This is a genomic window from Xenorhabdus lircayensis (assembly GCF_016306625.1).
Classification (GTDB): domain Bacteria; phylum Pseudomonadota; class Gammaproteobacteria; order Enterobacterales; family Enterobacteriaceae; genus Xenorhabdus; species Xenorhabdus lircayensis.
The window spans coordinates 133,768-157,075 of sequence record NZ_JACOII010000021.1 but is presented as its reverse complement, the minus strand read 5'-3'; the positions used below and the strand labels follow the sequence as shown (position 1 = coordinate 157,075).

General features: G+C 43.9%; 16 protein-coding genes. 2 read left to right on the top strand and 14 right to left on the bottom strand.

Annotated elements, in window-relative coordinates; genetic code table 11:
• The 3 genes from fbaB to H8A87_RS04240 form a co-directional block, all read right to left on the bottom strand.
• Positions 1-1,050, bottom strand: coding sequence for a class I fructose-bisphosphate aldolase (gene fbaB / locus H8A87_RS04250; protein ID WP_198688736.1), 1,050 nt, complete (start codon positions 1,048-1,050; stop codon positions 1-3).
• 599 nt (positions 1,051-1,649) lie between these two features.
• Positions 1,650-3,026 carry a prephenate-dependent tRNA uridine(34) hydroxylase TrhP gene (gene trhP / locus H8A87_RS04245; RefSeq protein WP_198688735.1) on the bottom strand — a complete coding sequence of 459 codons (1,377 nt, stop codon included), beginning with the start codon at positions 3,024-3,026 and terminating at the stop codon, positions 1,650-1,652.
• 170 nt (positions 3,027-3,196) lie between these two features.
• The gene (locus H8A87_RS04240; protein ID WP_198688734.1) at positions 3,197-3,541 is read right to left on the bottom strand and encodes a YegP family protein; all 345 of its coding nucleotides are present in this window, start codon (positions 3,539-3,541) and stop codon (positions 3,197-3,199) included.
• 344 nt (positions 3,542-3,885) lie between these two features.
• Here H8A87_RS04240 and H8A87_RS04235 point away from each other — a divergent pair, with 344 nt between their 5' ends.
• On the top strand, positions 3,886-5,076 hold the full coding sequence (locus H8A87_RS04235; RefSeq protein WP_198688733.1) for an MFS transporter: 1,191 nt from the start codon (positions 3,886-3,888) through the stop codon (positions 5,074-5,076).
• 75 nt (positions 5,077-5,151) lie between these two features.
• On the opposite strand, the gene baeR is transcribed toward H8A87_RS04235, so the two are convergent.
• Genes baeR through H8A87_RS04210 form a run of 5 tightly spaced genes read right to left on the bottom strand, consistent with a single transcriptional unit; the run spans position 5,152 to position 14,789 of the window.
• Positions 5,152-5,859, bottom strand: coding sequence for an envelope stress response regulator BaeR (gene baeR, locus H8A87_RS04230; RefSeq protein WP_198688732.1), 708 nt, complete (start codon positions 5,857-5,859; stop codon positions 5,152-5,154).
• Positions 5,856-7,244: an envelope stress sensor histidine kinase BaeS gene (gene baeS, locus H8A87_RS04225; protein WP_198688767.1), complete on the bottom strand. Its 1,389-nt coding sequence runs from the start codon at positions 7,242-7,244 to the stop codon at positions 5,856-5,858. The genes baeR and baeS overlap by 4 nt, the downstream gene beginning before the upstream one ends.
• Before the next feature lie 8 nt (positions 7,245-7,252).
• Complete coding sequence (gene mdtC, locus H8A87_RS04220) at positions 7,253-10,348, bottom strand: multidrug efflux RND transporter permease subunit MdtC (protein ID WP_198688731.1); 3,096 nt, start codon at positions 10,346-10,348, stop codon at positions 7,253-7,255.
• Positions 10,345-13,539, bottom strand: a complete 3,195-nt coding sequence (locus H8A87_RS04215) for an MdtB/MuxB family multidrug efflux RND transporter permease subunit (protein ID WP_198688730.1) — start codon at positions 13,537-13,539, stop codon at positions 10,345-10,347. The genes mdtC and H8A87_RS04215 overlap by 4 nt, the downstream gene beginning before the upstream one ends.
• Positions 13,539-14,789: an MdtA/MuxA family multidrug efflux RND transporter periplasmic adaptor subunit gene (locus H8A87_RS04210; protein ID WP_198688729.1), complete on the bottom strand. Its 1,251-nt coding sequence runs from the start codon at positions 14,787-14,789 to the stop codon at positions 13,539-13,541. The genes H8A87_RS04215 and H8A87_RS04210 overlap by 1 nt, the downstream gene beginning before the upstream one ends.
• A gap of 854 nt (positions 14,790-15,643) precedes the next feature.
• On the opposite strand from H8A87_RS04210, the gene H8A87_RS04205 reads away from it, so the two are divergent.
• The gene (locus H8A87_RS04205; RefSeq protein WP_198688728.1) at positions 15,644-16,123 is read left to right on the top strand and encodes an Hcp family type VI secretion system effector; all 480 of its coding nucleotides are present in this window, start codon (positions 15,644-15,646) and stop codon (positions 16,121-16,123) included.
• A gap of 51 nt (positions 16,124-16,174) precedes the next feature.
• Here the strand turns inward: H8A87_RS04205 and tauD are convergent, their stop codons facing one another.
• The 6 genes from tauD to ppx form a co-directional block, all read right to left on the bottom strand.
• Positions 16,175-17,014 carry a taurine dioxygenase gene (tauD, locus tag H8A87_RS04200; protein ID WP_198688727.1) on the bottom strand — a complete coding sequence of 280 codons (840 nt, stop codon included), beginning with the start codon at positions 17,012-17,014 and terminating at the stop codon, positions 16,175-16,177.
• The gene (gene tauC / locus H8A87_RS04195) at positions 17,011-17,850 is read right to left on the bottom strand and encodes a taurine ABC transporter permease TauC (protein WP_198688726.1); all 840 of its coding nucleotides are present in this window, start codon (positions 17,848-17,850) and stop codon (positions 17,011-17,013) included. The genes tauD and tauC overlap by 4 nt, the downstream gene beginning before the upstream one ends.
• Positions 17,847-18,614, bottom strand: coding sequence for a taurine ABC transporter ATP-binding subunit (gene tauB / locus H8A87_RS04190; protein WP_198688725.1), 768 nt, complete (start codon positions 18,612-18,614; stop codon positions 17,847-17,849). Before tauB ends, tauC begins: the two co-directional genes overlap by 4 nt.
• Before the next feature lie 23 nt (positions 18,615-18,637).
• Positions 18,638-19,633 (bottom strand): taurine ABC transporter substrate-binding protein, encoded by a 996-nt coding sequence (gene tauA / locus H8A87_RS04185; RefSeq protein ID WP_332460328.1) that lies wholly within the window; start codon positions 19,631-19,633, stop codon positions 18,638-18,640.
• Positions 19,634-20,026: 393 nt separating this feature from the next.
• Positions 20,027-21,493: a magnesium transporter gene (mgtE, locus tag H8A87_RS04180; protein WP_198688724.1), complete on the bottom strand. Its 1,467-nt coding sequence runs from the start codon at positions 21,491-21,493 to the stop codon at positions 20,027-20,029.
• Between the two features lie 281 nt (positions 21,494-21,774).
• Entirely contained in the window at positions 21,775-23,307 is a 1,533-nt protein-coding gene (gene ppx / locus H8A87_RS04175) for an exopolyphosphatase (RefSeq protein ID WP_198688723.1), read from the bottom strand.
• Position 23,308: the final 1 nt, after the last annotated feature.

Here is a 23,308-nt window from a genome sequence, read left to right as displayed (position 1 = left end):
TTAAGCGATGGTGATTTTCTTGTCGAGATAAACATCCTGAACGGAATGGATTAACTCAACCCCTTCTTTCATTGACTTCTTGAACGCTTTGCGACCAAGAATCAATCCCATCCCACCGGCACGCTTGTTGATGACAGCAGTGCGGACTGAATCACTCAAGTCGTTGTTTCCAGAAGCGCCACCAGAATTGATTAACCCAGCGCGACCCATGTAACAGTTGGCAAGTTGATAGCGAACCAAATCAATCGGATGTTCAGTGGTCAAATTGCTATAGACACGTTTATCAGTATGTCCAAATCCAATAGCAGTATAGCCACCATTAGTTTCAGCCATCTTCTGCTTAACAATATCGGCACCGATCGTTGCTGCTAAATGATTTGCCTGACCTGTTAAGTCGGCACTGGCATGGTAATCAACCCCATCTTTCTTGAAAGCTGAATTACGCAGATAGGCCCATAGTACAGTAACCATGCCCAGCTCGTGTGCTCGTTCGAAGGCGGCTGAAATTTCTTCTATTTGGCGGTGAGATTCGGGAGAGCCGTAATAGATTGTCGCACCAACCGCAACTGCCCCCATGTTAAATGCTTGCTCGACGCTGGCATACAAAGTTTGGTCATATTGGGCTGGATAGGTCAAAGTTTCATTATGATTGAGCTTCATTAGAAACGGAATCTTATGGGCATAACGACGAGAAACCGATGCCAAAACACCGTAAGTCGAAGCAACACAGTTACAACCCGCTTCGATCGCTAATTCAACGATATTTTTGGGATCAAAATAGAGGGGGTTGGCGGAAAAAGAAGCACTGGCGGAATGTTCGACACCCTGATCTACCGGCAAAATTGATAGGTAACCTGTACCTGCCAGACGGCCATGATTCAGCAAGGTTTGCATGGAACGCAGGACATTATTGGGGCGGTTATTTTCGATCATTACTCTATCGACGAAATCCGTACCAGGGAGATAGAGATTTTCATGTGGAATGGTACTGCATTGATGTTGCAATAAATTCTCTGCGTCTTTTCCTAATAAATTAGCGATATCAGTCATGATTAACTCCAGTTTGCAAAAGGCGCTATTGATTGTTGTTGATATTCATCTTGATCACAAGGCAAGTAGAGAGGGAAGCAGCAGTGGATCGCTTCAGTTAATACAAAGGTTGTTAAAATCTGACCAATTTGGATGATGGTAAAGTGAAATAATATTTATCTGGAATGGTGATAAATAAATATTGAGTCATTCTATAATTGAATAATTAACGTGGTGTTTTCTTAAAATTTCCTTCATTAAACTGAATGAATCCTAATGATATTTATTTTGATATGGTTCTCTTATGTATAATAAATATAGTTACTAATTTATGGTCAAGATATATCCAGCATGGAATCGCTAATCATTAAATTAGTTTATCCTTTTTGAGTGGTGTGGTTATTTTTAACACTTTGAATTTATTGTTATTTTTATTTTAAAGTATAAAAGAAAAGGCCAGCCCAAGGGAGATTGAGCTAGCCAAGGAGGTGGTTCCTAGTCTTACAGTAAAACTTTTTTAGTTCTTCATTTTTCAGGGATGATAATACGAGAAATAAAATAGCATTGATGTGATCTGTTTCTAAAAAAACAGAACAATTTCTTTAAAATCTTATTTCGAATTATTTCACTTGTAATTTTTGTGAATGGGGTGCTCTGGTATTGCTTCCCTTTAATTTTCGGACAAGTAAGGCATAATTCAGATCAATTTCCTCAGGAATAGGGAGATAAACGATATGCCCATCACCCGGTGCAACTTCCACTGCCTGACCCTTTTTATTTGTCATGGATTCTAACGTAAAGTTAATATTACCTGATGGTGTCATAAGTTCCAGATGATCCCCAACAAGAAATTTATTCTTCACAGCAACTTCAGCCAGGCCATTGACTCGGTTGCCAGTAAGCTCCCCAACGAATTGTTGAGTGTCTGACACCGAATAACCGTACTCATAAGTTTGGTAGGCATCGTGAGTATGGCGGCGTAAGAAGCCTTCTGTATAACCACGGTGTGCCAGACCTTCCAGTGTCGTCAGCAGGGTCGGGTCGAAAGGTTTTCCGGCAACAGTGTCATCAATGGCACGGCGATATACCTGAGCAGTACGGGCACAATAATAGAAAGATTTTGTACGGCCTTCAATTTTCAGTGAATGAACACCCATTTCTGTTAATTTTTCCACATGCTCAATCGCACGTAAATCTTTGGAGTTCATGATGTACGTGCCATGCTCATCTTCAAATGCTGACATATATTCGCCAGGGCGTTTGGCTTCTTCAATCATGAATACCTTATCTGTTGGAGCGCCTTGACCCAATGTTGGCTCAACGTTTTTAACAGGAATGGGATCGTGCATATGGACGATATTACCGACAGCATCTTCCTTACCTTCCTGCACATTGTATTCCCAGCGGCAGGCATTAGTGCATGTTCCCTGATTGGGGTCGCGTTTATTGATATAACCCGATAACAGGCAGCGACCAGAATAAGCCATACAGAGTGCACCGTGGACAAAAACCTCAAGTTCCATATCAGGTACTTGCTGGCGGATCTCAGCAATTTCTTCCAATGAGAGTTCACGGGAGAGAATGACGCGAGTCAGTCCCATTTGCTTCCAGAATTTGACAGTAGCCCAGTTAACCGCATTGGCTTGAACGGAAAGGTGAATATCTATTTCAGGAAATGCTTCACGCACCATCATAATCAAGCCCGGATCGGACATAATCAGTGCATCAGGCCCCATTTCCACGACAGGTTTTAAGTCACGGATAAACGTTTTCAGTTTTGCATTATGTGGTGCGATATTGACGACCACATAAAAACGCTTACCTAACTCATGTGCTTCCTTAATGCCCTGAGCCAGCGTCTCATGGTTAAATTCATTGTTACGGACACGCAGGCTATAGCGGGGCTGTCCAGCATAGATGGCATCTGCGCCGTAAGCGAATGCGTAACGCATGTTTTTCAAGGAGCCGGCAGGAGAAAGTAATTCTGGAGTAAACATATTCTTAACGTTCTCGGTCTGAGTTCAAATCAGCCCTTACCCTCTCATCGTTATCATTACTAAGGGTAAGGTTAAAGGGAGGGGGATTTTAGCGCTTATTCCATCATTAGCACAAATATATTATTGTCGCCGGAAGAAAGCGCGCCGTTGATGTGGCGCGCATCATTTCATTAATTATGCTTGGTCAAATCACGAATACTTTCTGTCGGGCCGATTTTCATGACAGATTGCATACACTTCTTCATGCTTGTTTCATTGGCATAAGATTCACTGACACCAATAATCTGATGATTGCGGGCTTTCAGGATAAAATAAGACTTACCTGACTTATTTTTCCTCACCTCATGGCGGGCTTTGTCGGGAGAATTGACCCGTACTGAATGGATGCCTTTATTGGCAGCGGCTTTGGTGGTGTACATTTCGCTGTTCAAAATAATGTCACCGTTTGCTGCCACCAGATTGAAATAAAATTGCCCGTTCTTTGCTTTCTTAAGATCATAATGCCCAGTAGACATAAGAAATTCTCCTGATTGGGTAATTATCAGCTTAAGTTTAGCTTGAATTTTGTACAGTGAAGTAATTTGGTAAAAAAATTTATCCGTAGCGTCGTAAAACTCTGTACTTCAGGGCACAAATATTTACACATTTCTAAATTGACCCAAAGTATGCCCAGTAAGCTTTCCAGACTCTATTTTATAGAGCACTATTACTATTTTGTGTTTATCCGATTAATTTAAAATCACTTTCAAGTTGGGTTCTGTACGAATATATTACAATAGAGTATTATCCAGAGATAAATACACTCTGTTTCAATAAGATAATAGCCTGATTAATTTACCCTCTCATTAGGAACTCCACCATGCCAGCAGCTATTTGGGCTCTAGCCATAGCAACATTTGGGATCGCTACAACCGAATTCATTGTCGCTGGTTTACTCCCTGAAATTGCAACCGAATTTAGTATTTCAATACCAACAGCAGGGTATATGGTAACCAGTTATGCGCTTGGTGTATTTGTTGGAGCACCTGTTTTAATTATATTGGGGGGGCGTATCGAGAGAAAAAAGATGCTTTCTATGCTAATGATATTATTTATCATCGGAAATGCTCTGACCACTTTTTCTCCGACATTTTATCTGGCAATTATGGGTCGCATCGTTGCCTCTCTTACCCACGGTGCTTTTATGGGAATAGGCGCTATTATTGCCTCTGAGCTGGTGCCAAAAAATAAAAAAACAACGGCAATCGCATTTATGTTTAGTGGAATGACGCTTGCCAATTTGGTCGGAATACCTCTTGGGACATGGATAGGGAAAGAGATTTCCTGGCGTGTTACTTTTGCAATAATTACTGTTATTGGCATTATCGCATTATTTGGGATTTTAAAATTATTACCTAAATTTAATCAGGAAACGCCTGCCAGTATCAGAAAGGAATTGTTGGCTTTTACAAATATCCATGTCTTGCTGGCTATGGGGATCACAGTCCTAGGCCCTGCTGCATTTTTTACGACTATTACCTATATTGCTCCATTCATGATCAATATTGCAGGATTCTCTGAGAGCGCAATCACATGGATTCTTCTGGTTTTGGGGCTAGGGTTTTTCTTTGGCAATATCGTTGGTGGAAAACTGGCAGATAAGGCAATGATGCTATTGCTATATTGGACTTTGGGATTACAAGCCTTAGTTCTGTTTATTTTTTGGCTTTATGGCGATAATCCAGTCATTGCCTGTTTGAGTTTATTTTTAATGGCTGCGTTTGGCTTTGCCACAGTCTCGCCAATCCAGCGTCTGGTGATGGATAAAGCTCAAGAAGCCAGCGCACCTAATCTTGTTTCCTCAGTCAATATTGGATTTTTTAATTTGGGCAATGCCATCGGCGCATGGTTAGGTGGTGTGATTATCGCCTCTAATTATGGTTACTCTTCCCTCAATCTGGCTGGCGGTTTATTAGCCTCTATGGCACTGCTATTAGCTGTAATTTCAGGTCGCCTCGATCATAAAAGAACTCGTGTAAGGACGTTGAAAAAAGGACTTCACGATGTGTGACGACAGTTCCGTTTTTTGAAGTGTATTGAATTTTCATGTTACTCAACATGATCTTTTTCTGTGTTGTGGATGTTGTCACATCAAACGACAGATCTCCGCTTCCCAACGATAACCCAGCCCATAAATTGAACGGATAAAAGATTTATCCTCATCCAATTGTTCCAGCTTTCTACGTAAATTCTTGATATGGCTATCGATAGTGCGATCATTCACAATGCGATGGTCATTATAGAGATTATTCAGTAATTGATCGCGGGAAAAAACACGTCCCGGCTGGCTGGACATAATCTTGAGCAGACGAAATTCAACAGGCGTCAGTTCAAGTACTCGTTCAAGATAACGCGCCTGAAAGTGGTTTTCATCAATGGTTAGTGCCCCTTGTTCGCTGACGATATCTTGTGGACGGTAGCAACGGCGCAAAATTGTCTTTACTCTGGCTACCATTTCCCTTGGGCTATAAGGCTTGCAGATATAATCGTCAGCACCGATTTCCAAGCCGAGTAGCCGATCAATTTCTTCTGTTTTCGCGGTCATCATCACGATAGGAATATCAGAAAACTTACGGATTTCCCGACAGACCGATAATCCATCAAGACCAGGTAGCATCAGGTCAAGTAAGATAATATGGGGTTGGTATTTTTGGACATACTCAATGACTTCATCACCGCGTTTCAGCCATTGGGTCTGGTAATCTGCGGATTGCAGATAATCAACCAGCAGCCGTCCTAACTTTGGCTCATCTTCAACGATTAGAACAGAATATTGCGTAGAATGTGTACTCATTGTGTTTCAAGTTCAGAGGATTTAATCAGCGGGAATTCTACGTGAATTTGCATACCACCTAAAGGTGATCTTTCCGCACGAATGCTGCCATAATGCGCTTCGACGATATTATAACAAATTGCCAGCCCTAACCCTGAGCCACCGCTTGCACGGTTGCGGGAAGATTCACCGCGGTAAAAGCGTTCAAAAACATGCTGGCATTGCTCGACTGTCAATCCTGGGGCACTGTCCTGCAAATCCAACATCCATTTCTGCTGATCTGAATATTCTCGAATAATCACTTTTCCGGGCTCATTGGTATAGCGCAGGCTATTTTCCAGCAAATTTTGAAATAATTGTGTCAGTCGGCCGGGGTCTGCAAACAGTGTCATATTTTCTTTTAACCTCAATGCCAACGTGATTTGTTTATCCGCAAAGCGGCCCTGATAACTCGCTACGGAGATTTGCAGTAATTCGCTGACATTAATGGGTTCTTTTCTATAAGTCAGCGAACCACGATCGGAAAGGGATAATAAATGCAAATCGTCGACCAGCTTTGTCAGGGTAGTTACTTCCGTGAGTAGAGAATGGATAGTCTCCTGTGTTGGCTGTCGTACACCGTCTTGCAAGGCTTCCAGCTCACCACGCAGCACAGAAAGCGGGGTGCGTAATTCATGGGAGATATCCGCCATGTAATCACGGCGCATCTGTTCATTTTTTTCCAGTGTGCTGGCAAGCTGGTTAAAATTTGACGCCAATGTACCGATTTCATCTTTACTGGATGGAATGACACGGACACTGAAATCACCGGCAGCAAGTTTATGTGTGCCTTCTACTAAACGTTTGACGGGTCTTAAAAGGCCACGGGAGAGAAGAAAAGTCACAATCAGTGCCAATAAGGTTGAAAAGCCTGCAATAACCCAACTGGTGAATTGCTGCTGGTGGGCGAAACTGATATCAGCTTGGCGGGTAATTTTGTCTGATGCGCTGACAATCACCCAACCAACAATATTATTTTGATAGGTGACGGGATTGCGATAGCTCTCTGCGGGAATATTACCGGCATGACCCACTAGGCGATTCATCTGAGTGTCTACAACCCAGAATTGAGTACGCCAGCCACGGGGGGAAGGCCCTTGATGACTATCGCTATTTTGTTCAATAGTACGGATAATTTGAAAGATCACGCGATCATTTTGGGTTAAAAACCCCCAATTGCCATATTGCTGGTATTGTTCCGTCAATGCTTCTGCCAGCATACGCGCACGCATTTGGCTATTTTGTTTGATATAGCCAATAAAACCGTGCTGGAAACTGAGGCGAATGCCCCAGTGCATAATGATCAATACCAGCATACAAGTGGCAAAAATCGCCAGAAACAGTTTACTGCTGATGCCTGTTTTTATCATGAACTTCATGGTGATTCAGCTACCTGAGGCTGTGCCGCCCGACGACGACGCCATTTTTCCCGCAGCCGATCAAAGAACAGGTACACAACAGGGGTAGTATACAGTGTGAGAAGCTGACTCATCACCAAACCGCCAACAATGGTGATACCCAATGGGAAACGCAACTCTGCGCCATCCCCATTGCTCAGTACCAAAGGCAAAGCACCGAATAAAGCAGAAAGAGTTGTCATCATAATTGGCCGGAATCGCAATAAACAGGCCTGGAAGATCGCCTCCTGAGCACTGAGTTTCCCATTCCGTTGCGCTTCAAGGGCAAAATCCACCATGATAATGGCGTTTTTCTTGACAATACCCACCAGCAGCATAATTCCAATCATGGAGATCAGGCTAAAGGGGGTATTGAATAATTCCAGTGCCAGCAGAGCACCCACTCCCGCAGAGGGCAGGGTGGAAAGGATCGTCAGTGGATGAATATAACTTTCATACAATACTCCTAAAACCAGATAAACAGTCACGATGGCCGCGAGGATCACGAATAATTGGGAACGTTCACTCTCCTGAAAATCCTGTGCGGTGCCTGCGAAAGAGCTGCGAACTGATGAAGGAACACTCAGCTCTGTCATTGTTCTTTCTATCGCACTGATGGCATCGGACAGTGTATAACCTGGCGCAACATCAAACGCAATGGTAGAGGAAGCGGAAAGCCCTTGATGGTAAACATCCAACGGTGCATTGGCGGGACGCCAGTGGGCAAAATAGGAAAGCGGAATGCGTTCCCCCTTGGCATTAATGACAAACATTTTCTCCAATGCGCTGGGATCTTGGGTATATTGCGGTGCAACTTCCATGACCACCTTATACTGATTTAAAGGTTGATAAATCGTGGAGATCTGCCGTTGTCCAAAAGCATTGTGGAGCAAATTATTCGCATCAGAGACATTGATTCCCAAACGTGCCATAACATCACGATCATAGGTAATGGCTATTTCCGCCCCTTTATCGTCCTCGCCTTCATCGGAGTTGACATCCACCAATTGAGGCAGTTTTTCCAATGCTTTCTTGATGATAGGGCCCCATTTACGTAGCTCACCAAAATCATCGGACAGCAAACTAAACTGATAAAGGGACTTGGCCCCGCGTCCCCCAGATCTGAGATCTTGAACCGGAATTAAATATAGACGTGCTCCTGCTTCATTATTTAGCTTGCTTCTTAAACGAGTTATAACTTGCTGGATACTTTCAGAACGCTCTTCCAGTGGTTGCAGGGAAATAAACATAAAACCTGTGTTGATGCTGTCACCACCAGTAAATCCCACGACATTATCCACTGTTGGGTCGGAATCGACGGCCTGCATAAAGCGTTTCATTTTTTCACGCATAGCCTGAAATGAAATGCTTTGGTCAGCAACCACAAAGCCCAGCATTTTCCCTGTATCTTGCTGAGGAAAAAAGGTTTTTGGAATGTTGATATAGAGCCAGATATTCAGGGCAATAATGCCGACCAATGTTAGCAGTACCCAGCGAGTATGATTGAGTATCCATTTTAGTGAACGGCCATAGCTTTGCTGAATTTTTAACAGTACCTTACCGAAGCCCCGTGTCTGTTCCTGCGCTTTTATTGGTGGTGATTTGAGTAAATACGCGCACATCATTGGGGTCAGGGTCAGTGAAACAAAGAGCGAAATCCCAATGGCGGTTGCGAGTGTCACAGCAAAATCTCGGAATAACCTACCAAGTAATTCATCGATCAGTACAAGGGGGATAAACACGGCAACGAGTGACAGACTCATGGCAAGCACCGTGAATCCTACCTCTCTGACCCCTTTCAGGGCAGCTTGCATCGGTTTTAACCCGGCATTCAGATGACGGGAAATATTTTCCAGTACGACAATGGCATCATCGACAACAAATCCCGTTGCAATAGTCAGTGCCATCAACGAAAGATTGTTCAAACTGAAACCACACAAGTACATGGCGGTAAAGGTACCAATAAGTGATACCGGAACTGCAACTGCCGGAATCAGCGTGGCTCGGCCCGAACGTAAAAACAGGAACACCACCAGAATCACCAAGGCAACGGCAATAGCAAGTGCCCGTTCTACTTCTTGCAGGGAAGCCTGGATGGTCGGTGAGCGATCCTGTGCGATGTTTAGCTGAATACTGGCAGGCAGCGATGTTTTCAGGGCAGGGAGCTGGGCACGAATACGTTGAACGGTTGAGATGATATTCGCACCTGCTTCACGGCGAATAATGAGAATAATCGCCGACTTGCTGCCGGATATACCTGCTGCCCGAATATCTTCGACAGAATTCTTAACATTCGCGACATCCTGTAAACGAACAGGAGCGCCATTATTATAATGCACAATAATGGAGCGATAGCTGTCTGCTGTTTTCAGTTCGTCATTGGTGTGCAGTTGCCAACTCTGTTTATCGGAATCAACATAACCTGTTGGGTGTCGAACATTGGCATCGCTGATGGCGTTGTTGACATCGTTGAGAGAAACACCTTGATTGAAGAGGGCATTGGGATTCAATTCAACGCGTATTGCCGGCAATGAACTACCGCCAACACTGACTTTGCTGACGCCTTCTACCTGAGAAAGCTTTTGGGCCAGTCTGGTGGACGCAAGATCATACAATTGCCCTTCACTATAACTATCTGAAGTGAGGTTCAAAATCATGATCGGAGCGTCTGACAGATTGGCTTTATAATATCCCGGTTTGCTTGGCATACCGGAAGGCAATAGGCTTTGCGCGGCATTGATGGCAGCTTGGACATCCCTTGCTGCACCATTGATATCCCGATTGAGATCGAATTCTAGATTAATAAAAGAGGTTCCCAGCGAACTGCCGGACGTCATCTCTTTTACCCCTGCAATCCTACCTAATGCGCGTTCCAAAGGCGTCGTGACGGAGGACGCCATGGTTTCTGGTGACGCACCGGGCATGGAGGCATGGACTGTAATCACGGGAAAATCGACTTGTGGCAGCGGCGACACTGGCAGCAAGATAAAACTGAGCGCACCACACAGGGTGATGGCTAAACTCAGCAATGTTGTGGCAACCGGCCGCTGGATAAATAGTGCGAAAAATTTCACAGCGGCTCCTGATGATTAGCAGAGGATTTATCAAGTTTTATTTGATTAGGATGCTCGTTCTGACCATTTTCCTTATTTTTTCGGTAATCTTGTTTGGTTTTTCGGTAATAATGTGCTAACTGGTCGAACAGCAGATAAATAACAGGAGTGGTGAACAGCGTTAGGATCTGGCTCATGATCAGGCCTCCCACCATACTAACACCCAAGGGGCGGCGCAATTCTGCACCAATGCCGGTACTTAGCATCAGTGGCAATGCTCCCAATAGTGCAGCCATTGTCGTCATCAATATCGGCCGGAAACGTAACAAACAGGCTTGATAAATGGCTTCATAAGGGGACATACCCTGTTCACGCTCTGCTGCCAGTGCGAAATCGATCATCATGATGGCATTTTTCTTCACAATGCCGATCAGAAGAATGATCCCAATGATGGCGATAATATCCAATTCATACCCGCCGATCATCAAAGCCAGTAATGCGCCAACCCCCGCCGTAGGCAAGGTAGACAAGATTGTGACTGGATGAATAAAACTTTCATACAGTATACCGAGCACGATATACATAGCGACGACAGCAGCCAAAATCAGCCAAAGAGTATTACTGAGCGCATCTTGGAATGCCAGCGTTGCTCCTTGAAATTGCGTGATGATGTCTTTTGGCATTTGGATCGTCCGTTCCGTGTCCTTGACCGCATTGACTGCTTGTTCAAGGGATGAATTTTTCGCAACATTGAACGAAAAAGTGACGGAAGGAAATTGTTGCAGGTGATTGATAGACAAATGCCCCAGCCGCTGTTCGACGGTAGCGATGGTATTAAATGGCACCATCTTGCCATCATTTCCAGTCAGATAAAGATTGTTAAGCGCTTCCAGTCCTGATGCGCTTTCCGCATCTTGCTCAATAATAACTCGATACTGATTTGCCTGTGTGTAAATGGTCGAAATTAAGCGTTGGCCGAACGCGTTATACAACGCATTATCCACGGCAGACATGGAGATCCCAAACCGACTGGCCATATCTCGATTCACATTGAGATAAGCCACTAGCCCCTGATCTTGCCAATTGTTGCCGATATCTGCCAACTCTGATCGCTGTTTCAGGGCACTCTGTAATTTAGGCACCCAGACACTGAGTTCATCAAGGGACATTGCCTGCAATGTAAATTGGTATTGTGTGCGGGATACTTGGGTATCAATTGTCAAATCCTGCGTCGGTTGCAGATACAATTTGACGTCAGGTACGTTGGTAATGCGGGCTTGTAAACGTGGAATAACTTCGTCAATGTGGTTATCACGCTGACTGAGTGGTTTCAACGTGATTTGGAGACGCGCGTTATTCAGTGTTGAGTTGTTACCATCAACACCAATAAATGTTGTGACATTATCCACGGCAGGATCTTGTAATAACAAAGTGGTGACTTGTCGCTGTTTATCCGCCATTGCATTGAATGAAATGGATTGTGGTGCTTCCAATGTACCCTGAATCAGCCCGTTGTCTTGCAAGGGAAAAAATCCTTTTGGGATCATGATATAGAGCAGGGCGGTCAGAGCCATCGTACCGAATGCAACGCCAAGCGTAATCCAAGGATGATTCAAGACTCGTTTCAGAAAGACAGCATATATTGCAATCATGCCTTCAAAGAAACGTTCGCAGGCTTGTTCGAAACGATTGTGTTTAATTTCGGCTTCAGATTTCAACATCCTTGCGCACATCATTGGTGTTAGCGTCAATGACACAACAGCAGAAATTAAAATGGCGACAGCAAGGGTAATGGCGAATTCCCGGAATAGGCGACCGACGATATCTCCCATAAACAGCAATGGGATCAATACGGCAATTAATGAAAACGTCAGAGAGATAATGGTAAAGCCGATTTCTCCCGCCCCTTTTAGCGCAGCCGCCAGGGGTTTTTCTCCCCGTTCAATATAACGGGAAATATTTTCTATAACGACAATGGCATCATCCACCACAAAGCCGGTTGCGATGGTTAAAGCCATTAAGGTGAGGTTATTGACGGAAAAGCCGCAAAAATACATAACGGCGAACGTACCCACCAGAGAAAGTGGTACAGCAATACTTGGGATCAAGGTTGCGGTGGCATTGCGCAAAAACAGGTAAATCACCATGACGACCAGCGCGATAGCCAACAACAGTTCAAATTGAACATCCTTGACCGAACTACGGATCGTAATAGTACGGTCTGTCAGAACCTCTACATTGACGGATTTGGGGAGGCTACTGATCAGTTCTGGCAGCATGGTACGAATATTATCCGTAGTCTCAATCACATTCGCACCGGGCTGGCGCTGAACGTTGATGACAATGGCGGGCTTTTCATTGGCCCATGCGCCCAATTTGTTATTTTCCGCACCTTGCTCAATGGTAGCGACATCACGCAGGCGAATCGGGGCACCATTTTTATAGGCCACGATTAAATTGCGGTAATCGTCGATAGACTTCATCTGATCGTTGGAAGAGATAGTGATTGAGCGTGTCGGCCCATCGAAACTGCCTTTTGCCGAATTCACATTGGCTTTCATGATGGCAGAACGAATCACATCGCTGTCTAATCCTTGCGTCGCGATGGCCTGAGCATTCAATTTCACCCGCACAGCGGGACGTTGTCCGCCAGCCAAAGTCACCAAACCAACACCGCTGACCTGAGAAATACGTTGGGCCACACGGGTTTCCACCATATCTTGCACCTGTGTCATAGGCAGGGCATCAGAGGTCACAGCGAGCGTCAAGATCGGGGGATCAGCCGGATTGACTTTGCTGTAAATTGGTGGATAAGGTAAATCATCAGGCAATAGATTGCTGGCGGAATTAATCGCCGCCTGTACATCCTGCTCCGCCACATCCAATGGCAATGAAAGCTGGAATACCAGTGTGATAACAGAAGCGCCACCAGAACTTCTGGATGACATTTGCTTCAAGCCGGATATTTGCCCAAATTGGCGTTCCAATGGCGCTGTTACGGCTGACGTCATAACATCGGGATTGGCTCCGGGATAAAGCGTTACCACTTGAATAGTCGGATAATCCACTTGCGGCAACGCCGAAACGGGCAGCATCCGATAACCAATAAGCCCAGCCAGCAATATCGCAACCATAAACAGCGTCGTAGCAACAGGACGCAGGATAAACAGGCGAGATGGCCCCCCGCCTGTCATTGGAGAATCAGATTGCATTACGGATTCTCCACTTCATCATTTGACTGGCTGTTTGATTGAGTTAAATTTTTCTTATCGTTTCCGATATCAAGTGACTCGATTGTCAAAGGTTTGACAATCTCGACTTTGGCACCTTCGGTCAGTTGATCAATACCATCTGTGACAACTCTCTCGCTTGCCGACAATCCGCTGTTGATAACCACAAATTGACTGTTTTGCAGCCCCGCAATGACCTTATGTTTACTGACTTTATTTTCTTTACCTATTTTCCAGACAAAATTACCGGCATTTCCCATTTGTAATCCGGCAATTGGGATCACAACGACATTATTCAGCGTATCGACTTTCATCTGAATATTGACGAATTGATTAGGAAATAGCACGTTGTCTTGATTATTGAACTGAGCCTTCATCTTGATCGTGCCAGTGGTGACATCAATCTGATTATCGATACTGAGTAGCTTGCCTTGTATCAATTGCTGTTGATTATTGCGATCCCATGCGCTGACAATGATATCTTCATGGTTTTTCTGTGCCTTCAACACGGAACCAAGATCGTTTTCAGGCAGGGAAAACAGCACATCAATGGGATCGATTTGCGTAATAACCACAATAGGCGTTCCACCCGTACCGGATACGTAATTACCGACATCAATTCGCTTCAATCCGACACGACCGGAAATAGGCGCTGTGATACGGCTGTAAGTCAATTGCAGTTTTGCTTCGTCGATATCTGATTGATCAGCTTTCAGGCTGGCTTCGTTCTGACGAACCAAAGCAATTTGCTTATCCAACTCTTGTTGGGAGATAAGTTTGCTTTTCGCCAATTGCTGATAGCGGATTAAATCCTGTTTGGCATTGGTCAGTGTTGCCTGATCTTTGGCATATTGCCCCTGCGCCCTTGCCAGTTTGACTTGAAGAGGGCGGGGATCGATTTCTGCCAGCAAATCTCCTTTTTTGACATATTGGCCCTCATTAAAATGCAGTGCCATTAACTGACCTTCCACAAGGCTAGTGACAGTCACTGTATTTGCCGCCTGAACCGTTCCCAATCCTCTTAAATAATGGGGGACAGATTTTATTTCAGCTGTTGCCACTTGCACGGGCGGTTGTGCTGGATTGATTACATTTTGTTGTGATTTTAAATCCTCGGTTTCATCTGACGTTGCAGGCGTGTTGAAGTATTTCCACGCAAAGAAAACTGCCACGACGATCACGGCTATAGCCGCAGCGAGTCGGAAAAAATAGGAACGGCTTTTGTTATTCATTTGCTCGACATTCTCTCAATGTTGTGGCGGTAAGCGGTCATGCGGCATCTTATGCTAAATAGATGCAAGAATATATTATTAGTGTAACTAGCGAGAATTAGTCAATAATGAAGAAAATGTGGAGGTTGTGTCAAAAAGATAATGTTTCTGGTAGTGATTTTTCATGGGATTTGTGATGGGGAGTTCGATGGCCTACAAATAATTATGTTATAGGAGATACGATTTATTCTTTTTGGCAGCTTGGCTGCGTTCATTCACCTCAGTTACATAGTTAGCGATACTCTTGGGGATTCGTTACCTTGCCGCCGTGCCACAACTCGAAATTTATTGGGTATAAAATGCACCATATTCACGGTATTGTCTGGGATCTTTGACGTAAAGTTTAGACATACCATATGTACCTCTTACTGTGCCAATGCAAAGCGCGTAAATGAAAATCAGGAAAAGTGGATGTAAATAAGGTGATATGAAAAATCGAATAATGACATGCTTTATTTTTTTCTTTTTATATGGTTCTACATGGGCATCATAAAATAATATTCCGAAAGATTTACAAGACTATATAGATAATGCGGAAAATTGTCAGTATTTTGCAAGAGAGTTGCAGAAGAAACTTAAGATGAAATACAAAAATGATACTAAAAAAATAGAAATAATGAATGATTATGATATTTAACCTGACTAATACTCCATTGACTTTTATATAAAATCATGTCGCAAAGTAAGTTTAGGTTTAGTCTCTTGTTATATAGCGATTTCTATCACATTTTTTTCTACCAAGGTCACTGTGTTTAGCGATATATTAACACTGTTTGATCGTACTTTATGAACCTTAACCACAACAGGAAATTATTATGGCAAATATGATCTATTTAACATTGCAGGGAGACAAACAGGGGTTTATTTCACAAGGTTGTTCTTCTGTTGAATCTATTGGAAATAAATATCAAGCTGGTCATGAGAATGAAATATTTATATTAAAACTCCATCATTCCATTCACAGAGAACAAAATGTTAACCATAGTCCAATTGTATTTGTAAAACCGCAAGATAAATCATCACCGCTATTGATGATGGCAATTTCAGATAATGAAACACTGAATCTGAAATTTGATTTTTATCGCACGGCTCAATCAGGGGCACAGGAGTTATATTATTCCATTGAATGCCGTGATGCGACAATTATTGAGTTATCACCAAACTACCCGCACAGTGTCAATCATGCGGAAGCACAACCAGAAGAAATTGTCTCTATAAAATATAAAGACATTATTTGCCGTCATCATATGGCGGGAACGTCTGGATATAGTGTCTGGGACGACAGAGTGTATTAATAATTGAAAAAACGCCGATGATTGAATCGGCGTTTTTTATGCGTTTCTTGTTTAATGAGGCCTATCCCCCAAAATAGTGGCGCGATGCATAATACGGCGTTGTGGCGCATAGTCTGCATTGGCGTAATGTTGTGTCACTCGGTTATCCCAAATAGCGATATCATTCGTTTGCCAACGCCAGCGCACTTGAAATTCCGGTTTTATCGCGTGTTCAAAAAGGAAATGCAAAATCGCATCGCTTTCAGTTTGACTGATATCGACAATACGGGTGGTGAACCCTGCATTCACAAACAGCGCCTTTTTTCCTGTCATAGGATGGGTGCGGATTACAGGATGTATCACGGGAGGATTTTTCGCTTTACCTGCCAGCCAATGTTGGTGGTCTTCTGCTGAATCGTGGTACTGATATTCCGGGAATGCTTTTGTGAAATCATGCTCTGCTTTAAGCCCAGAAAGCAATCCTCTGAGTGGCTCGGAAAGTGTTTCGTATGCCCTGATTCCACTGCTCCATGCGGTATCTCCGCCAAAAGGAGGGACGTGTTTGGCAGCCAGTATGGCACCCATTGGCGGTGTTTCAATAAATGTTACATCGGTATGCCAATGATCATTATTGAGTGGTTTTTTATTGTGCGAGTCCAGGACAAGAATTTCCTTACTTTCCGGCGTAGAGGGATAGATAGGATGAATATGCAGATCACCAAAACGAAGGGCTAAATTGCGTTGTTGTAGTGGAGTAATGGGTTGTTCCCGCAAGAATAGAACTTGATGTTCCAACAATGCCTGATGCAATTGCTCAAACTGTTTATCACTGAGTGATGCTATTGATGGGATGCCTTCAACTAACGCACCAATATGCGGCCCCAGAGGATTTATTGTTAACTTTTTGCTCATTGTTTTACTCCGTACCACGGAACCCAGCGTCTTTGCAGCGCACGAAGTCCCAATTCAAGTACACATGCAATAACCGCAATCACACAGATCCCGGCTATCACCATATCGGTTGACAGAAATTCTCCAGCAGATTGCACCATAAAGCCCAATCCTTGTGTGGCAGCAATCAGTTCTGCCGCGACCAAAGTAGACCAACCCACACCAAGCCCAATTCGCAACCCGATCAAAATTTCAGGTAACGCATTGGGTAAAATAATATGTGTTAACAATTGACGACGATTCGCCCCTAGAGAGCGTGCAGCTCTGATCCGGATAACATCCACATTTTGCACACCCGCGACAGTTGAAAGAATGACGGGAGCAAGCATTGATGACCAAATCAGTAATATTTTTGAAAATTCGCCAATTCCGAACCAAATCACTATCAGTGGCAAATAGGCAAGGGGAGGAACAGGGCGGTAAAGCTCAATCCATGGATCTAAAATAGCCCGCATTTTTTTGCTTATTCCCATTGTTATGCCAATAACCACAGCAGCCAGTAATGCCAGTAATATTCGTCTAAGACTCGCCCATAGGTGTTGCCAGAGCGTGACACCCATAAATCCGATATCGCTGGCAGCGCTGATAAGTTGGAGCACCACCTGTTTGGGGGAGGGAAGTATGACGGGCTCAATCCATCCTCTGTCTGTGATAAACCACCAGATAAGCAAAAGAGTTATGACAGAAATGATCCGCAATCCGAGATAGGAAGCAGATACCCATTTGATAAAACGCGGGTAGTAGTTATTTGAATTAAAGGGTGCTAAAGCCCCTTCTTGTTCTGGGTGAAAACTCATCGTCTGCCCTCCCAATTACTGAAAATCTTATCCTGAACGTATTCACGGCAGGCAATAAATTGCGGATCAGATTTTATATGACGGCTACTTTCACCCTGTATAAAGCGGCGGCTGAAATCCAGAGTCATGCGTTCAACAATTTGACCTGGCGAAGACGCCAATAAATAGAGTTCTTCCGCCATAAATATTGCTTCTTCAATATCATGGGTGATGAGCAAGCACTGTTTGCCCGCACTGTGCCATAATTTCAATAACAGTTCTTGCATCTGTGCTCGTGTATAGATGTCTAAGGCTCCAAAGGGTTCATCCAGCAGCAATATCTGTGGATTAATCGCCAATGCCCGTGCGATGCCAACTCGTTGGCGTTGTCCACCAGAAAGTTGCCAGATTTGTGCGGTTTCATATTCTGCAAGTCCCACTTGAAATAACAGTTCTCGCGCTATATTCAGCCGCCCTTGTTTAGCAATACCGGCGAATTTCAATCCTAATGCAACGTTATCAATGACATTAAGCCACGGCATTAATCCATCACCTTGAAAGATTACACCGCGCTCATGACCAGGTTCAGTTAAGGGGATGCCATTTAATAAAATTTGACCTGAAGAAGGTTGTTGGAACCCCGCGATGAGATTGAGCAAAGTGGTTTTTCCGCATCCAGAAGGCCCTTGAATCACCACAAATTTTTCAGGCTTAATATCAAAACTGATATTGTGCAATACCAGCCTGTTCTGATATTTCATACTGAGATGGTTAATAGAAAGCATGCTGAATATCCTTCTTATTCGCGTTATTGTTGTGCTGGATAAGCCTGACGAATAAAGGCATCAGTCACGTATTGGTGGTAATCATCATTTACGTCTGAAAGCTTGCCTTGTTGTTTTAAAAATTGAGCGGTATTTCTAATAACTTCAGGTATTTTTTGATTTAATAATGTTTGTTGTTCTTGAACACTAAAATAGTGATTTGCTTCAATCCAATGTGCCGCCTTTTCTATTGGTAACCCGCAGAAGTACGTCACAGCTGCAATATTTTTGGGGGTTGCCAGCCATTGTTTAGGATTGATGAGATAACGATTATTTTCATCTTGCACGGATTTAGTAAATTGAACGACCAACTCGGGATGCTTTTCTGCAAAGTCATTGCGGACAACCCAGGCATTCAGAGTGGAGTGTCCCCATTGGCTGACTTTATTGGAATCTGTCAGTATATATCCGTCAGTGGAAAGTTCATTTAGGGCAGGAGACCAAACATAAGCACCATCAATATCCCCCCTTTTCCAAGCAGCGACGATAGCAGGGGGTTGCATATTGACTATCTTTACATCTTCCGGTGCTATGCCCCAGTGTTTTAAAGCTGAAAGAAGGCTGTAATGTGCGGTAGAAATAAAAGGAACAGCAATGCGTTTTCCTTTCAGTTGATCAGGCTGGCGTATCTGGGATCTCACTATCAAGGCTTCAGATTGACCAATTTGAGAGTTAATGAGAAAGGCTTTAATCGGCAACTTGCGGCTGGCTGCTATTGCCAAAGGACTGGTGCCAATATAACCAATTTGTACATCACCAGAAGCCATTGCCTTCAATATGGAAGAACCACTGTCAAATTTACGCCATTGAACATCAGCATTAGTCGCTTTTTCAAAAGAGTGATTAAACTGTGCCACTTTTGCGGGATCTGCAATAGCTTGCCAAGCAATGGTTATCGGTATGTCTTTCGCTTGAATCTTTGTGGTAAAGAGCAGTAAAAAAGGTACCAACAATAGAAATAGGTATTGGATTTTATTCACGAAACTCTCCGAATCACATTACAGTTAGATTGTTAGTACTATTCAATATTTCTATTTATTTCGAAGAATGAGATGAATTAAAAGGAATATAAAAATATTTTTTATATTAATTTGTGATATGAAAAAATGATGAATCTGGCTGACAGAATCAGCAAGCACGGTAAGGAAAAGCGAACACTCAAATTTTAACTACGATAATATAGTGAAAAGTAATGAGTTTTAGTGGATTAAAAGGATAATTTAATTACGGATTTTTCCCCTGCGAAAAGAGGAAGAACCAATAATATTGCGATTCTTGTGAGGTATGGATGAATTTATTTCACAGGATATTTTAAACAAGAGCCTATTCCATTAGGCTCTTGTTTAAAGCAAAAATATGTAATCCAAAAGGAATTAAACCAAAAACAGCGTCGCTAATCCCAAAAAGATAAAGAACCCGCCAGTATCCGTAATTGCGGTAATCATCACGCTCGAACCAATCGCCGGATCTCTCCCCAGTTTCATCATGATAAATGGAATCAATACGCCCATCAGCGCCGCCATCAGCAGGTTTAATGTCATCGCCATTGTCATGACGCCGCCCATCGCAATGTCACTATAGAGTAGATAGGTGACGATGCCCATTATCCCGCCCCAGATAATACCGTTGATGAGGGCAACGCCAAGTTCCCTCAATAGCAGGTAAGAGAAACTGCCCGTTTGGATTTGATGGAGCGCGAGCGCACGGACGATCATGGTGATGGTCTGGTTGCCAGTATTACCGCCAATGCCTGCCACGATGGGCATTAAGGTCGCAAGGGCAACAAGCTGGGAAATGGTGTGTTCGAACAGGCCGATCACGCGTGAAGCAACAAATGCTGTACACAAGTTTATGGCGAGCCATGCCCAGCGAGTTTTGACTGCTTGCCCAACCGGAGCGAAAACATCTTCTTCACGGCTTAACCCCCCCATGCGGCGGATATTAGTATCGGTTTCTTCACTTAAGGTATCAACGATATCTTCAACGGTCAGACGTCCCATCAAACGCCCGTTATTATCCACTACGGCGGCAGAGATTAAGTCGTAACGTTCAAACGCACTGGCAGCATCTTCGCCTTTTTGCTCTGGTAAGAAAGTAACAGTATCCGTATTCATCACTTCGGAAACTAATTTATCCGGTACATTGGTCAGCAAAGTAGTGAGCGGAAGTTCTCCTTGAAGACGGTTTTTACGATCAATAACAAAGATCTTATCCGTAGTTTCGGGGATGGAGCCCCGGGAACGTAAAAAGCGCTGAACTGCGCTGAGCGTAACGTTGCCTCGTACCGTCACGAACTCAAAATCCATCATCTGACCGATGCTGTCTTTGTGGTACTGCAAGACTTCGCGGATGCGGTTACGCTGGCTCGGCTCCAGATAGGTGAGTAGGCGCCGCGTGGTATCCCGGGGAATATGTTCCGCGATGTAAGCCTGTTCATCCACATGCAGCGTACCGATGGCGCGTAACAGCTCAACGTCAGACATATCTTTGATCAAGTTATCCCAGACAGGAATAGAGGCTTCGACCAGAACTTCACCGCGCTGGTTATTATCGATCAGTCGCCATAAAGCAAGACGCTCATCATAAGGCAAGGCTTCCAAAATATCGGCAATATCGGCAGCATGCAGGCTGCCCAGCAGCGTACTGACTTCCTCTATTTTCTCCGATAACTGTTCGTCGCTGATGGCTGAAGGTTCATCAGCTTGACCCAATAATTTATCGACAAATAGTTTATCGTTAATGAACAGTGAAAGTAGACGTTGACGAATATGTGCCAGTTTTTGGGAATGCTGGCTGGCAACAGTCGTATTATTATCAGGTGTAAAGGCCGGTTGTAACATGGTGCACCTTTAAAGCAGGGAAATAGGGCAAAAAAATAGGGCGGTCACAATAATATAACCATAACATAATCTGGAGCATTGCCCTTAGGGGGCTAACATAGCAACTATTCTGCTTTTGGGCTACTAAGAGATTCCATCGATTGCTGTTGTGTTTGCTGGTGATACTCCAATGCTGCAATGAACGAATAGATAAAGCGCCCAAATAAAATTAGAAAGCTAATAAGCAATATTAATTTTGTAATTTGAACAGTTTTCTTTTTCTTCTTCATAACGCGATATCGTTAAGTCGATTCCTCTTTAATGTGTAAGTTCCAGCTGATCACATCGTTCCAGTACTCCTGCTCTTTTTCCAGATCGAGCAGCACGAGGGCATTTTGTGTTAAGTAGTTCTTTGGCAGGTAGAGCGTCCAGTGACCATGATCGGTTTCCAGCCTAAGAGTATCCGGTATTGTGGTAGATTGACGTTGGTTATTTAACAATGCTGCCAACCGCAATATCTGAAGCATAGGAAGATATTGTTTTTTCTTGAACAGATAGAAGCGGGGATGCTCATGCACTTTAACTGTTTTTCGATGATAGCGCACCAGTGTTGCCAGCAACGATTGTTGTTCCTGGTTAAATCCCGGCAGGTCGGTATTTTGCAGAATATAAGCGGAATGCCGTTGTAGCCCACTCAGATTGATGCTTAAGCCGACTTCGTGCAACATGGCAGCCCACAGCAGAATAGATTCCAGCTGTGGTTGTACCCGTTTGGGATTTTGTTCTGCCCATTGATCGTAAAGGGTTTTGGCGGTACTCCAAACGCGGTCGGCTTGTTCCCGATCGATATTATAGTGTTCGGCAAGGCTTTTGGCGGTTCGCTGGCGAATATCTTGATGACGGAAACGATCTTCCATTTCGTAAAGTACGCCTTCCCGCAGCGCTCCATGAGACAGGCGTAATTCCTGAATATGCAGGGCATCGAAAATACCACATAAGATCGAAAGGCCGGGAACAAAAGTCTGTTTGCGATCATCGGATAGCCCCGGTAGTGCTAATGAGTTGAAATTTTTGTATTTCAGGACACGTTTTACCAGCATATTGAGGCGTTCTGGCGTAATCAGACCATCTTTTTCACCTAATTCAACCAATAATTCATGTACCGCTTTAATCGTACCCGACGCTCCCAAGGCAAAATCCCAGCCTTTCGTGCGAAATTGCCAGACAAGATTTTCCAGTTTTTGGGCTGCCTGAAGCCGTGCCTTACGGAAATTATGCTCATTGATCACACCGTCAGGAAAGAATTGACGGGCAAAATTGACGCAGCCCATGCGGCGGCTTTCAATCAATAGAGGTTCGAAGTCTTCACCGATGACTAATTCTGTTGAACCACCACCGATATCAATCACCAGTTTCCGGCCTTTTTCCGGTTGCGTATGCTCAACACCCATAAAAATCAATCGAGCTTCTTCATGACCAGAAATGATTTCAATCGGATAGGGAATAACTTCTTTTGCCCGTTTCAAAAACTCTTGTGCGTTAGTGGCTTCACGTAGGCTATGAGTTCCCACCAGACAGACATTATTCGCGGAAAAACCCTGCAATCGTTCCGCAAACAGGGAAAGGCAAGTTAGGCCACGGTTTATGGCTTTTTCGTTTAATTCATTTTTGCTGTTTAAACCATCGGCAAGGTAAACCCGTTTCTTTAAACGCCCAATGACCTGTAGTGCACCGTTAACAATACGGGCGATTACCATATGAAAGCTGTTTGAACCCAGATCAATAGTGGCAATTTCTTGGGGTTTTGGCATTGGGGTGTCGTGTTTCAACGGCATA